Annotated in this window: 13 protein-coding genes and 1 riboswitch; of the genes, 3 read left to right on the forward strand and 10 right to left on the reverse strand. The window is 42.7% G+C overall.

What is annotated here, in order from left to right; genetic code table 11:
* Positions 1-59 precede the first annotated feature (59 nt).
* From grpE to gpr, 9 genes are all read right to left on the reverse strand, one after another.
* A complete protein-coding gene (gene grpE / locus FYJ75_RS07280; protein WP_328596884.1) occupies positions 60-707 on the reverse strand; it encodes a nucleotide exchange factor GrpE in 648 nt (215 codons plus the stop codon).
* Between the two features lie 15 nt (positions 708-722).
* Positions 723-1778: a heat-inducible transcriptional repressor HrcA gene (gene hrcA / locus FYJ75_RS07285; RefSeq protein ID WP_154429801.1), complete on the reverse strand. Its 1056-nt coding sequence runs from the start codon at positions 1776-1778 to the stop codon at positions 723-725.
* Positions 1779-2013: 235 nt separating this feature from the next.
* A complete protein-coding gene (thiC, locus tag FYJ75_RS07290; protein WP_154429802.1) occupies positions 2014-3324 on the reverse strand; it encodes a phosphomethylpyrimidine synthase ThiC in 1311 nt (436 codons plus the stop codon).
* A 30-nt stretch (positions 3325-3354) separates the two neighbouring features.
* On the reverse strand, positions 3355-3495 hold the full coding sequence (locus FYJ75_RS07295) for a hypothetical protein (protein WP_154429803.1): 141 nt from the start codon (positions 3493-3495) through the stop codon (positions 3355-3357).
* A gap of 77 nt (positions 3496-3572) precedes the next feature.
* Positions 3573-4088, reverse strand: a complete 516-nt coding sequence (gene thiW, locus FYJ75_RS07300; RefSeq protein ID WP_154429804.1) for an energy coupling factor transporter S component ThiW — start codon at positions 4086-4088, stop codon at positions 3573-3575.
* A 120-nt stretch (positions 4089-4208) separates the two neighbouring features.
* Positions 4209-4316, reverse strand: a riboswitch (TPP riboswitch).
* 66 nt (positions 4317-4382) lie between these two features.
* Positions 4383-5606: a radical SAM family heme chaperone HemW gene (hemW, locus tag FYJ75_RS07305; RefSeq protein ID WP_154429805.1), complete on the reverse strand. Its 1224-nt coding sequence runs from the start codon at positions 5604-5606 to the stop codon at positions 4383-4385.
* 3 nt (positions 5607-5609) lie between these two features.
* A complete protein-coding gene (gene lepA / locus FYJ75_RS07310; RefSeq protein WP_154429806.1) occupies positions 5610-7421 on the reverse strand; it encodes a translation elongation factor 4 in 1812 nt (603 codons plus the stop codon).
* A gap of 75 nt (positions 7422-7496) precedes the next feature.
* Positions 7497-8756, reverse strand: coding sequence for a stage II sporulation protein P (gene spoIIP / locus FYJ75_RS07315; RefSeq protein ID WP_328596885.1), 1260 nt, complete (start codon positions 8754-8756; stop codon positions 7497-7499).
* Between the two features lie 21 nt (positions 8757-8777).
* Complete coding sequence (gpr, locus tag FYJ75_RS07320; RefSeq protein WP_154429807.1) at positions 8778-9791, reverse strand: GPR endopeptidase; 1014 nt, start codon at positions 9789-9791, stop codon at positions 8778-8780.
* Between the two features lie 199 nt (positions 9792-9990).
* Between gpr and rpsT the strand changes: the two genes are divergently transcribed.
* On the forward strand, positions 9991-10254 hold the full coding sequence (gene rpsT / locus FYJ75_RS07325) for a 30S ribosomal protein S20 (protein WP_154429808.1): 264 nt from the start codon (positions 9991-9993) through the stop codon (positions 10252-10254).
* Positions 10255-10312: 58 nt separating this feature from the next.
* Here rpsT and holA read toward each other — a convergent pair whose 3' ends face one another.
* On the reverse strand, positions 10313-11314 hold the full coding sequence (gene holA, locus FYJ75_RS07330; RefSeq protein ID WP_154429809.1) for a DNA polymerase III subunit delta: 1002 nt from the start codon (positions 11312-11314) through the stop codon (positions 10313-10315).
* Between the two features lie 92 nt (positions 11315-11406).
* Between holA and FYJ75_RS07335 the strand changes: the two genes are divergently transcribed.
* A complete protein-coding gene (locus tag FYJ75_RS07335; RefSeq protein WP_154429810.1) occupies positions 11407-12936 on the forward strand; it encodes an ABC transporter substrate-binding protein/permease in 1530 nt (509 codons plus the stop codon).
* Positions 12926-13699: an amino acid ABC transporter ATP-binding protein gene (locus FYJ75_RS07340; RefSeq protein WP_154429811.1), complete on the forward strand. Its 774-nt coding sequence runs from the start codon at positions 12926-12928 to the stop codon at positions 13697-13699. The genes FYJ75_RS07335 and FYJ75_RS07340 overlap by 11 nt, the downstream gene beginning before the upstream one ends.
* The last annotated feature ends 35 nt before the right edge of the window (positions 13700-13734 follow it).

Raw genomic sequence — 13734 nt, forward strand, 5'->3', positions numbered from 1 at the left:
ATGAATTTGTTTGCTTGTTTATATATCTATCGTGAGCTTATGCTCTGCGATATTGTCTGTTACTGTACAACTGCCACCATGCTGTGACGGACAACCGAATCTTTATACATATAACCTTTCTGAAGCTCCTGTGCTACCACACCGGACTCATACTCGTCACTTTCCACCTGCATAACTGCATTGTGGAATTCCGGATCGAATTCTTTTCCGACAGCCTCGATTGGTTTTACGCCTGCTGCATCAAGTTCTGTAAGAAGCTGTTTATAAACTTTATCCATTCCGTCTACAAATGCGCTTTCTTTTTCATCCTCAGATACCGCTGCAAGACCTCTCTCAAAATTGTCAACTACAGGAAGGATCTTCTCGATAATTGTTCTCGCACCCATATCAAACATCTGGGTCTTTTCCTTCTCTGTACGTTTACGGAAATTATCGAACTCTGCCATCTGTCTTTTCAGACGGTCATTCAGATCTTCGATCTGCTCATCTTTTTTGTCTTTCTTCTTTTTCTTGAAAAAACCATCTTTTTCTTTTTTGTTATCTTCATCCGAAGTTTCTTCGGTTTTTTCTGTTTTATCGTCTTTTTCAGAAGTATCCTTATCTGTATCTTCGGTTTTCTCTGCATCCTCAGCTTTCTTTGCTTCTGCTGCATCATCCTCTAATTCTTCAAGAACTTCTTCCATAACGTCTTTCTTTTCTTCAGCCACTTCATTACCACCTTTCTATTTATCCTCATTCGAGTTATCAAATATACCATCCAGCTGTGCCTTCAGGTTCTTCAGATTATCTACTACATTTTCGTAATCCATACGTTTCGGTCCCACAATTCCAATTGTGCCCTTCACGCCCTCGCCCAATTCATAAGTTGCAGTAACAACGCTGCAATCCTTCATGGTCTGGATCGGACTTTCATTGCCGATATACACCTGAATGCCATTGTTCTCATCATCGGATAAGGATTCTGACACCAGACTTGCCAACTGGTCTTTTTCCTCAAATGTGGTCAACAGATTACTTACCTTTTCGGAATCAGACAACTCCGGATATTTCAAAATATTTGTAGCACCGCTAGTGTAGATTTCAAGATCCTCATCTTCACTGAGTGCTTCTGCAAGTGCATCCAGCACGTCACTTACAAGGGTACTATGGATTCCTGCCTGTTCCTTTAACTTTGCAATCACTCCAAGATTGATTTCCTGAATGGACAATCCGTTCAATCCTGTATTCAATAGAATGTTCAGCTTCAGCAATGTCTCATTGTCTAATGACTGTTCTACTGAGATCATACGGTTCTTTACGATATTACTCTGCATTACGATGACTGCAAGGATCTGTGTTTCATCCACATTGGAAAGCTGGATGAACTTGATCTTATTGTGATGATATGATGGCGCAGACACGATTGTCGCATAATTGGTATTCGCTGCAAGCATTTTGGCAACCTGCTTTAAAACCTGTTCCATCTTCTCTGTCTTCTCGATGACAAACTTCTTCATCTCGGTAACCTGTTTGTCTTTCTCTTCCATCAGATGATCGACATAAAAGCGATATCCTTTATCCGACGGAATACGTCCTGCAGAAGTATGAGGCTGTAAAATATATCCGAGTTCTTCAAGATCGGACATCTCATTTCGAATCGTTGCTGAACTCAGGTTCAAATCCGTATATTTCGAAATTGTTCTTGATCCGACCGGTTCACCAGTCTCAAGATAGTTCCGGATGATGGCATCCAGTATTTTAATTTTACGTTCGCCTAATTCTTCGTAGTCCTTTTCCATTCACTCACTCCTGTTTGTGAAATTCTTACAGGTGCTATTTTGTTCCTGTAATATGCTTTCAAAAGTTGTTAGCACTCATTTGTTTGGAGTGCTAATATCTTTTCTGTACTTAAGATAGCACCACCCCTGTTTTTTGTCAACACCCTATATCAAATTTATTTATTTTTTATATTTAAAACCGCCCGGAAGCGATTTTTGATACGCTCCCGGGCGGTCTTTCCTTTTGCCCCTTGTATTATAAAATATCGATATATTCTCCGGACAATGCTTTATTCATGCTTCGGACTGCACAGAACTTGCCACACATACTGCAGGTATCACTGTGATCGTCTTCCGGCTTTCTGCTGTCCCGGATTGCTTTGGCGGTTTCCGGATCAAGCGCACATGCATACTGTGCATCCCAGTCAAGTACCCTTCTTGCATCTGCCATTTTATCATCAATATCTCTTGCTCCAGGAACTCCCTTTGCAATATCAGCGGCATGCGCTGCAATTTTCGAAGCAATGATTCCCTGTTTTACATCATCGACATTTGGAAGTGCCAGATGTTCTGCAGGTGTTACATAACATAAGAAAGCAGCTCCACTCATCGCTGCAACTGCTCCTCCGATTGCAGCTGTAATATGATCATAGCCCGGTGCAATATCTGTAACAAGCGGTCCAAGGACATAGAACGGTGCACCCTGGCAGATCTGTTTCTGTACCTGCATATTTGCAGCTACCTGATCAAGCGGAACATGTCCCGGTCCTTCAACCATAACCTGAACATTATGTGCCCACGCACGTTTGGTAAGCTCGCCCAGACGAACCAGTTCCTCAATCTGGCACACATCGGTTGCATCCGCAAGGCATCCAGGTCTGCATGCATCTCCAAGAGAAATTGTCACGTCATGTTCCTCACAAATATCAAGGATCTCATCATAATACTCATAAAACGGATTCTCTTCTCCTGTCATGCACATCCACGCAAACACAAGACTTCCACCACGGCTTACAATGTTCATCTTTCTCTTATGATTTTTAATCTGGTCAATGGTCTTTCTTGTGATTCCACAATGAAGTGTTACAAAATCCACTCCATCTTCCGCATGCAGTCTTACGACATCGATAAAGTCTTTCGCGGTAAGTGTTGCCAGATCTCGCTGATAATGGATTACGCTGTCATAGATTGGAACTGTTCCGATCATAACCGGGCATTCACTTGTCAGTTTCTGACGGAATGGCTGTGTATTTCCATGGCTGGAAAGATCCATGATTGCCTCTGCTCCAAGTTCTACGGCGCTCATAACTTTTTTCATCTCGATGTCATAATCTTTGCAGTCTCTTGAAATTCCAAGATTTACATTAATCTTTGTGCGAAGCATGCTTCCTACACCTTCTGCGCTCAGACACTTATGATGTTTGTTGGCACAGATTGCAACTTTTCCCTCTCCAACGAGTTTCATAAGCTGCTCTACCGGCATGTTTTCCTTTTTGGCAACTGTCTCCATTTCCGGAGTAACAATTCCTTTTCTTGCTGCGTCCATCTGTGTTGTGTAATTACTCATGTGATATTCTCCTCCTGATATCTTTTTCTACTATAAATATATAATTGTTTTCCCAGATGCCGGCAGAATATCACATTGAATCGTCCGAAACACAAGACTTCTTCCCTGTACAATATCTTTTTCAAACCGGCGCCTGAGTGATCTGTTTTTCACTGTTTCAGATAATTTCATCAGCTTTTCTTCCTTTTATCTGATTTTTTTATGTGGCAGAAGGTGGTGCCCCCGATCTGTCCACAGATTTTTCTATGTTACTGTTCCATCTGAATGGTCTGCTGCATTTTCACAAGCGTACCATTTTTCTGCAGAATCTCCATTACGATAAATGCGAGTATGCTTCCTGCTACCGTTGAAATCAGAAATGGAATGATATAAACGGTAACTGCTTCCGGTACAAGGCCCATCAGAAGTTTTGCTACGGGATACGCACACAGTCCACCCAGAATTCCTGTTCCAAGTGCTTCCGCTGTACACGTCATCGCCAGATTCTTAAACTTCACATAAACCAAGCCACAGCAGAATGCGCCGATCATGCTTCCCGGAAAAGCCATAAGACTTCCCAGTCCCATGAGATTTCTCAAAAGACTCGCACAAAACGCGATTCCAATTCCCCACCACGGTCCAAGCATAACTGCGGCAATAATATTAACCATATGCTGTACCGGTGCGCATTTACTTCCCGCAATCGGAAAACTGATAAGGCTTCCAGCTACTGCTACTGCTGTCAGGACTCCGGCCAGAGCAATCTTTCTTGTGTTTTGCTTCATTTTTTCACCTTCTTTTTGTATGATTCCGATCAGAACAAAATGTGCGCTTAACGAAAATAATCGAAGCGCCCGGAGGTACTTCGATCATTAAAAAAGAGAGATGCGCAGGGCATCTCTCAGTTATATCTGATAATCTTCTCCTACGTTGGCATTATCCAAATCAGGTTACAGGTCGAAACGGATCAGTTTCCTCTCAGCCGGCTCCTGCCAGCTCCCTTCATATTTAACAGTTGTTATTATATGCTTTTTTACTGCGATAATCAATAATTTTTTTCAATAAAAACAGGATATAAATCAGAATAAAAACTTCGCCATTGCATAATTGGAAAGATCCATTCCTTTTTCCGTCAGATAGATTCTTCCTGCATGCATTTCCAGCAATTCTTCCTGTTTTAATTCCTCGATAACATTCCGGTAGACAACTTCGATCGGAGTATGAAAAGCCTCCTGGAATTCCTCTCTTGATATGCCCTCATTCATTCTGAGTCCCAGAAACATAAATTCTTCCATCTGGGATTTTCTGTCCAACAGCTGACCATCTGCATGTATGCCTGTACCGAGTACTTTTTTCTGATTTTTGTCCCGGTCCTCATATTCCAGTTCCTTCATCTGTATATTCTGCGTTTCATTTATATAGGTAAAAAGATCTGTGGTATTGGTATAACGGACATTATCAATCAGAGAAGAAGCGCCAAGTCCAAGTCCAAGATAATCCGTTCTTTTCCAGTATCCGATATTATGCCGGCAGGCATGGCCGGCCTTTGCATAATTTGAGATCTCATACTGCATATAACCAGCCTCCTTTAAAGTCAGCTGTGTCATTTTATAGATCCGGTATGCCTCATCTTCCGTCGGAAGAACTTCTGTCTTCATTCCAGCTTCCTGTCTTACTGCATCAAATTTATACTGGTCATAGAAAGGAGTTCCTTTTTCTATGATGAGTGTGTATGCGGAAATATGTTCCGGCTGGAAATGGATCACCTTGTGCAGCGTATCCATGAATTTTTCCGTATTCTGATACGGAAGCCCGCTGATCAGATCCACATTCAGATTGTTAAAACCGGTGTTTCTTGCCATCTCATACGTTTTTACAAACTGTTCAAACGTATGTATTCTTCCAAGAAGTCTGAGTTCTTCATTATCTGCCGACTGCAGACCGATGGACAGCCGGTTGATCCCGGCAGAAAAATAACTCTGCAGGGACTCCTTTGTCACGGTTCCCGGATTGCATTCCATGGAGACTTCCGCATCCGGGGCAATCTGGAAATTCTGGTATATTGCCGACAGTATTTCTTCCATCCGTTCATATGCCAGCCATGACGGAGTTCCACCTCCGATATAGATCGTAGAAACTACTCTGTCTTTCATGAGAGGTCCATAATAACAAATCTCCCGGAGCAGTGCATTTACATAATCTTCCTGTGTCTTCTGATCTGAGGAAAAAGACAGGAAATCACAATAATTGCATTTTTTCACACAAAACGGAATATGGATATATAATTCAAGTTCCCTGTCCATAAATTAATCCTCGTCCAGTTTCAGCACGCTCATGAATGCTTCCTGTGGAATCTCTACATTGCCGACCTGACGCATCCGCTTCTTACCTTCTTTCTGTTTTTCAAGAAGCTTTTTCTTACGTGAAATATCTCCACCATAACATTTTGCAAGGACGTCCTTACGCATAGCTTTGACGGTCTCTCTTGCAATGATCTTGCCGCCAACAGCAGCCTGGATTGGAATCTCAAACAAATGTCTCGGGATCTCTTCCTTTAATCTCTCGCACATTTTTCTTCCACGTTCATATGCACTTTCTTTAAATACGATAAAGGACAATGCATCCACCATTTCCTTATTGATCAGGATGTCCAGTTTTACAAGTTCTGAACGCTCATATCCCTTCATTTCATAATCAAAGGAAGCATATCCTCTGGAACGGGATTTTAATGCATCGAAAAAGTCATAAATAATCTCATTTAAAGGCATGTCATATTTGATCAGAGCACGTGTTGCCTCGATATAATCCATGCTCTTATAGATTCCGCGCCGTTCCTGACAAAGAGTCATGATCGCACCGACATAATCGCTTGTGACCATAATCTCTGCTGATACATATGGTTCTTCCATGTATTCGATCTCAGATGGATCCGGCAGGTTCGACGGGTTTGTCAGTTCAATTACGTCTCCATTCGTCTTATGGACTTTATAGATAACACCCGGAGCCGTTGTTACAAGATCCAGATTGAATTCCCTTTCCAGTCGCTCCTGAATGATCTCCAGATGCAAAAGTCCAAGGAATCCGCATCGGAAACCAAATCCAAGTGCAAGTGAAGTCTCCGGCTCAAACTGAAGAGAAGCATCATTTACCTGAAGCTTTTCAAGTGCATCCCGAAGATCCGGATATTTGGCACTGTCTGCCGGATAGAGACCGCAATATACCATCGGATTTACTTTTTTGTAGCCCGGAAGTGCCTCTTCGCATGGGCGTTCTACCTCCGTTACTGTATCACCGACACGGGTATCACGGACATTTTTAATGCTTGCAGCAATATAACCGACCATGCCGGCACTCAGTTCGTCGCATGGGATAAACTGTCCGGCTCCAAAATATCCGACTTCCACTACATTGTCCTGTGCACCGGTTGCCATCATCCTGATGTTGGTTCCGACTTTTACCGTACCTTCCATCACACGGCAGAAAATAATAACACCTTTGTATGAATCATAGATTGCATCAAAAATAAGCGCTTTTAAAGGGGCTTTCGGATCGCCCACAGGTGCAGGGATCTTCGCAACAATCTGTTCAAGCACATCATCAATATTAAGTCCGGTCTTGGCTGAAATTCTCGGTGCGTCCATCGCCTCGATCCCGATGACATCCTCAATCTCCTGTGCCACTTCATCCGGTCTGGCACTTGGAAGATCAATCTTATTAATGACCGGCATAACATCCAGATTATGATCCATGGCAAGATAAACATTCGCAAGCGTCTGTGCTTCTACTCCCTGGGCGGCGTCCACTACAAGGATTGCACCGTCACAGGCTGCCAGACTTCGGGAAACTTCATAGTTAAAATCCACATGTCCCGGTGTGTCTATCAGGTTAAAGATATATTCTTCACCGTCTTTGGCAGTATAAATAATACGCACGGCCTGAGACTTGATTGTAATTCCACGCTCACGTTCCAGATCCATATTATCCAGTACCTGTGCCTGCATCTCACGGCTTGTAAGTGTTCCGGTCTTCTCAATGATCCGGTCTGCAAGTGTGGACTTACCATGATCAATATGGGCTATAATACAAAAATTTCGAATTTTACTCTGATCTATCGACATATCTTTCCTCTCAATTCTCTTTACTACCCAGATATTATAAGGTAGAATTCCTCTTTTTTCAATTGAAAATTATCCCTAACGGGCAGTTCCTGTAAGCACTTTATCCAGAATATCCGCAAGCGGTTCCATTGCATTCATCGCCTCTTCCAGAGTATTGGTCTGCGCACCGACTTCAATCAGCATTGATTTCGGGCAAAAATGCATATTATACCGCCATGCTTTCAGATAGATTCTCCTTGTAAAATCCGGATAATACTCATTTGCTGCAAGCTGCATCTGAAAAGACAAAGCAAGATTCTGATCCAGATAAGGATTGGGGTAGCTTGCCAGCGTTCCAGTCGAAGTGGAATAACAAAGCCCGTTAAAAAACATGATCTTTGCCATTTGTTTGCCATTCTGTTCCGTTACCAGATGTGTGGTTTCCGCAATTCCGTCTCTGTGAAGATCAATTACGACCTGGATCGACGGATTATCATCCATAAGCTGCTGTACTGCAGGAGCAGCGCAGGAATAGGCATAATCTCTGTCTGTATCATAGGTTTCCCTGTGATGCAGGACAGACCACCCATACTGCTGCGTCAAAAGGCTGGTCAGATAATCGCCCACTCCCACCACCGTCTGTGAAACATCTCCCGGAGCCGAATCCGCATACGCCTCCAGCGAATGCGTGTGATAGATCAGAATCTGCGGTCCCGCTGCCTGTTTATCCGCTGTCACATTTTCAGCTAACAGCTTATCCACATTCAATTGATCACTGTTTGTTGTTGTACTGGAATCGATCTGGTAAAACGTCTGCCGCAGATAATCAAAATCCCTCATCTGATCTATGGAATATGTCACCAGCTTTTCGTCCGCAGAAACCGTCTGCTGCACCTCTGCGTTTTCGTTCTCCTCCTGTGTATTTTGTACTTCTTCATTTTTTGCATCATTTAATTCATCGTCTGGTACTTTTGCATCATTTCCTGCAACTTTTGTCTCATTTTCTTCCAGCATATGTACGATATCCGTATTTTCCTGCACAGCAAGATTTTCATATTTCATCTGTTCTTCCATTCCCGTCTCATAACGGATCTGCTCTTCCAAGTAGGAAAAAACAGGTAAAAAAGCGGTAAGCAGATCCTGATAACACGCACTTTCTTCTGCCTTATCCGCAGATGCAAGCTGTGGAACATAGAGACGCAGCACAGAATTATAAAATTTGAGTGCAATGTCTGTCCTTGCCGTTTTGGCAAACGCACCGCCCCAACGATATCCGAGTATTCCAAGTATCAACAGATTTATCAATAAAAAAGGAAGAAGCCAGGGTATGCTCCTTCCCGTTCGACGTATCCTCACTGAACATCACCTCTTCTGGCATTATATGTTCCAGTCATCCTCCTTATTCCCCAAAAAAGCAATATTCAAAGCCTCTGATATTGTAAAACTCAGCTGTTTTACTGATTCATCAATGTTTTTGGGTGTCACAAACATTCCATGCAGCTGCGGTGACAGAACTTCTCTTGCAAGCTCCTGTTTCTCGCTGTCTCCGAGCTCATCCAGATTATCTCCGAGATTTTTTAAAGTAGCAGACTCTCCCATTGCGCGGATCAGCGCACTCATCCCGTCGGCTACAATCGTTGCAGCATCCACAACTGTCGGTACGCCTACTGAAATCACCGGAACTCCGATGCTTTTCTCATTGATCGCATTTCTGTGATTTCCAACCCCGCTTCCCGGGTTAATCCCGGTATCTGACAACTGAATGGTTCTTCCAAGTCTTCTTGTATTTCTTGCTGCAAGCGCATCGATTACGATCGCGAAATCCGGCTTGCTTTCTTTCACCACTCCGCGTATGATTTCAACCGTTTCCATTCCTGTCTGTGCCATCACGCCCGGAACAATTCCGCTGATGCTTCCGGTTTTCACATTTCCAAATGCATACTTTCCAAATTCCTGCAGCACATGACGCGTGATAAACATATTGTCAACCACTCTCGGACCAAGTGCATCCGGTGTTACTCCCCGGTTACCAAGTCCGACAACAAGCACAGCAACTTCAATCCCCTCGGTCAGATCCTCCAGGTTCTCTTTTTTCACCATTTTTTCCGGCAGAATGCCTCTTATGATCTTTGCAAGTTCCATAGAGATCTCTCTGTGATAATCCTCATCATCTTCGGAAAGATTTTCTGCTTCCAGTGTAATATACCGCCCCTTTGGTTTTCCCATAGAATGTGCTGCATTCTCTGTTTCGATCACAACCGTGCTTACCGTCATTCCATACGGCTTCTTCTCTTCTAAAAAGCGTACCCCACGGACATCAATATGCTCTTCCTGCATCTTCTCCTGTGTCTCAAGGGCAAGATCAGTTCTTATCTCATATACATCTCCCATAGCCTTTTCCTCCCTCAAATTCAACTTGAACACTATTTTGGTATTTCTTATAATTCCCAATTTTTTTTGAAATATGTATTGACAGCCTGCCATGTTTGCCCTATTATATTCTAGTATGTTTACATTGAATCGTCCGTGTCCGGCTTTAATGTAACAATCATGAACAATAACAATACATTATACGTTGGAGGTGTACAGATTGGCTAACATTAAATCTGCAAAAAAAAGAATTTTAGTAACAGAGACAAAGGCTGCTAGAAATAAAGCAATCAGATCTGAGGTTAAAACATCTATTAAGAAAGTAGAAGCTGCTTGTGTTGCAAAAGACAAAGCTGCTGCTGAAGCTGCTTTAAAGAGCGCTACTTCTATCATCGAGAGTGCTTGCTCTAAAGGTGTTTACCACAAAAACAATGCAGCAAGAAAAGTTTCCCGTTTAACCAAACTTGTAAACGGTGTAGCATAATTTCTGCATAAACAATTTATTTTTATCACCCTAAACATACAAAGAACCAACAGTACCGTCATGCTGTTGGTTCTTTTTTTGTTTCTCTGCTGTATTTTAAAATAAAAAGCTCTACTGCCATCTGGTCATTCATACGGCCGGTCTTCACGGACTCCTCCAAATCCACTCCGTCTTTGAGTGCCTGTTTCAGCTGTTCCACCTGAAATCCTCTTGCCTGGGCCTGATTTTTCCGCACCGCCCATTCCGGGCATCCAGCTTTCGCTGCAATATCCTTATTGGAAAATCCATGATTGGTCATCAGTTTTACTGTAAGGAGGATATGAAACTGTCTTGAGATCAGATACAATATACGCATTGCCGGCTCTTTTAACGCCAGCAGATCATAGTAAAGTTCCAACGCATGCGACTGTTTGTGCAATGCGATCGAATCCACCATTTCAAATATTTTATTGGAAATCTGTTCTGTCGTGATTGCCTCCACATCCTCTGTCTCGATCACATCTTTCTCAAGCGTATAACACAACAGCTTTTCCAGTTCCTTATCAATATTCTCCATATCCGTTCCGGTCTTTTCGGTAAAAAGCAAAAATGCATCCCGTGTAATCTTTTTACCTTCCCTGCGTATTCTTCCACCGATCCATTTTTCCAGAAGTGCATCGCTTTGTTTTCCAAATTCCACGGCTGTACCAATCTTCGAAACCGCCTTATACATCTTATTTCTCTTATCTACTTCATCTTCCACAAAAATAAAACATACCGACGGCGCTGCATCCGCCATATAGGATGCAATATCCTCCGCCTGGTTTTTGAAAAATCCGCTTCCTTCGATCAATATCACTCTTCGGTCCGCAAAAAGCGGAAGGGTTTCCGCCAGATCGATGATCTCTTTCTGATTGATATCTTTCCCGGAAAACGTGGAAAAATTCATCGTATCCCCTTCTGTTGTCAGCGCATGGATCAGTTTGTCTTTGTACTGTTTTTTTAAATAGGCTTCTTCTCCATATAAAAGATATGCCTGTTTGAATTGTCCTGTTTTAATATCTTCATCAATTGTCTTCATAGGAACTATTCTATCATAAAATATCTTTTTTTAAAATCAAATCTGTGATATACTTCTTTCGCTGCATAGTTATGCAAAAAAGGAGATATTTTATGAAACCAATGAAAAAAGTTTTTCTATCCATTCTCATTCTCACAGCTGCTGTTCTGATGTGCTGTGGATGCTCTGTTTCAAAAGATCAAAGCAGCTCCACAGAATCAGCTTCGATCAGCTCTGTGGATGATCTTTCCGGAAAGAGGATCGGTGTGCAGCTTGGCACGACCGGAGATCTGTATTGTACAGACTATGAAAAGGACGGATCCGGAACCGTCGTTGAACGTTACAACAAAGGTGCCGATGCGATCCAGGCGCTCCGTCAGGGCAAAATTGACTGTGTCGTAATCGATGAGCAGCCTGCAATCAAGTTTGTGGAGCAAAATGATGGCATCCGCATACTCGACGAAGAGTTTACGAATGAAGACTATGCGTTCGTTCTTTCCAAAGACAACACCACTCTTCTGGATCAGATCAATCAGGCATTAGACGAACTGAAAGCAGACGGAACGATCGAAAGCATCGAAAAAAACTGGGTAGGTGCAGAATCCGAACTTGGAAAATCCCCTTACGAAAAGAAGGATGTTGACCGGAGCAATGGTACAATCACCATCGGTACCAATGCCGAATTTCCGCCATATGAAAGCTATTCAGATGGACAGATTGTTGGTATTGATATCGACATCTTGCAGGCAGTCTGCGATAAGCTTGGCATGGATCTGCAAATTGAAGATATGGCATTTGATTCCATCATTACTGCTGTAACCTCCGGAAAAGTTGATGTCGGTGCCTCCGGCTTTACCATTACAGAAGAGCGCAAAAAAAATGTCAATTTTACAGAAAGCTACACCACCTCGAAACAGGTTATTATTGTAAAAGATACTTCTGCGCAGAACTCCAGACTCAGCTTTGCAGATAAGCTCAAACAGAGTTTTATTGACAATGACAATTATCAGTATCTGCTCAAAGGTCTTGGGAATACACTTCTCATTACGCTTTTTGCAATCATCATTGGTATCCTGTTCGGCTTTCTGATTGCAATCGTCCGGACAAGTCATGACCGAAACGGCAGTCTGCCTCTGTTAAACGGAATCTGCCGCCTGTATCTTACCATCATCCGCGGAACACCAGTCATGGTACAGCTGCTTATCATTTATTACGTAATACTTGCCAATATCAATACAAGCAAAATTCTGGTAGCGGTTGTCGCATTTGGATTAAATTCAGCCGCTTACGTTGCAGAAATTGTGCGTTCCGGCATTATGGCAGTTGATATCGGACAGTTTGAGGCTGGAAGAAGTCTTGGATTAAATTACAGCCAGACAATGCGTTCCATCATTCTGCCTCAGGCTATTAAAAACATTCTTCCGGCACTTTGCAATGAATTTATCAGTCTGTTAAAAGAGACCTCAATCAGTGGATACATCGGACTTATGGATCTTACTAAAGGTGGAGATATCATCCGGAGTACAACCTTCCAGGCCATGATTCCACTCATCTCTGTCGCCATTATCTATCTGGTTATGGTAGTCGGACTCAGCAAAATTGTTGGAATACTGGAAAGGAAGTTAAGAAATAATGAACGATAAGATAACACAAGACAATTCTTCCGGCAACGAACCGGACATTATCCTGGAAGTAAAAGATCTCCACAAATCTTTTGGAGACCATGAGGTATTAAAGGGCATCTCCACCACGATCCGCCGTGGCGATGTCCTTGCACTGATCGGACCTTCCGGTTGTGGAAAATCCACTTTTTTACGTTCCCTGAATCTTTTGGAAACACCAACGTCCGGTCAGGTTTTGTTTGAGGGAACCGATCTCACCTCTCCTACAGTCAATATCAATCATGTACGTGAAAAGATCGGGATGGTATTTCAGCAGTTCAACCTGTTTCCAAACAAAACAATTCTTGAAAATATTACACTTGCACCTGTCACATTAGGGAAAAAATCCAAACGTGAAGCCGAAGCACAGGCTTTTGCATTATTGGAGCGTATCGGTTTGAAAGACAAGGCTTCCTCCTATCCTTCCCAGCTCTCGGGAGGGCAGAAACAGCGCATCGCCATCGTCCGTTCCCTTGCCATGGATCCGGACATTATTCTGTTTGATGAACCTACTTCTGCATTAGACCCGGAAATGGTCAAGGAAGTACTTTCTGTTATGCAGGAGCTTGCAGAATCCGGAATGACAATGGTAGTTGTAACACATGAAATGGGGTTTGCAAGAGAAGTTGCCAACCGGGTGATGTTTATCAATGAAGGAATCATTCAGGAAGAAAATACCCCGGAACAGATTTTTTCTGCTCCGAAAAATCCAAGACTTCGTGAATTTTTAAGCAAAGTCCTGTAAATTTACTCATTACTTCACACAAAAAACTGCGGCAT

The organism is Roseburia porci (genome assembly GCF_009695765.1).
Classification (GTDB): Bacteria; Bacillota; Clostridia; order Lachnospirales; family Lachnospiraceae; genus Roseburia; species Roseburia porci.

What these genes read in the sequence shown, in the direction of transcription:
- lepA (WP_154429806.1), bottom strand. Translation starts at nt 7,421, where the DNA reads ATGTCGATAGATCAGAGTAAAATTCGAAATTTTTGTATTATAGCCCAT.
- thiC (WP_154429802.1), bottom strand. Translation starts at nt 3,324, where the DNA reads ATGAGTAATTACACAACACAGATGGACGCAGCAAGAAAAGGAATTGTT.
- hemW (WP_154429805.1), bottom strand. Translation starts at nt 5,606, where the DNA reads ATGGACAGGGAACTTGAATTATATATCCATATTCCGTTTTGTGTGAAA.
- holA (WP_154429809.1), bottom strand. Translation starts at nt 11,314, where the DNA reads ATGAAGACAATTGATGAAGATATTAAAACAGGACAATTCAAACAGGCA.
- thiW (WP_154429804.1), bottom strand. Translation starts at nt 4,088, where the DNA reads ATGAAGCAAAACACAAGAAAGATTGCTCTGGCCGGAGTCCTGACAGCA.
- hrcA (WP_154429801.1), bottom strand. Translation starts at nt 1,778, where the DNA reads ATGGAAAAGGACTACGAAGAATTAGGCGAACGTAAAATTAAAATACTG.
- gpr (WP_154429807.1), bottom strand. Translation starts at nt 9,791, where the DNA reads ATGGGAGATGTATATGAGATAAGAACTGATCTTGCCCTTGAGACACAG.
- FYJ75_RS07335 (WP_154429810.1), top strand. Translation starts at nt 11,407, where the DNA reads ATGAAACCAATGAAAAAAGTTTTTCTATCCATTCTCATTCTCACAGCT.
- FYJ75_RS07340 (WP_154429811.1), top strand. Translation starts at nt 12,926, where the DNA reads ATGAACGATAAGATAACACAAGACAATTCTTCCGGCAACGAACCGGAC.
- FYJ75_RS07295 (WP_154429803.1), bottom strand. Translation starts at nt 3,495, where the DNA reads ATGAAATTATCTGAAACAGTGAAAAACAGATCACTCAGGCGCCGGTTT.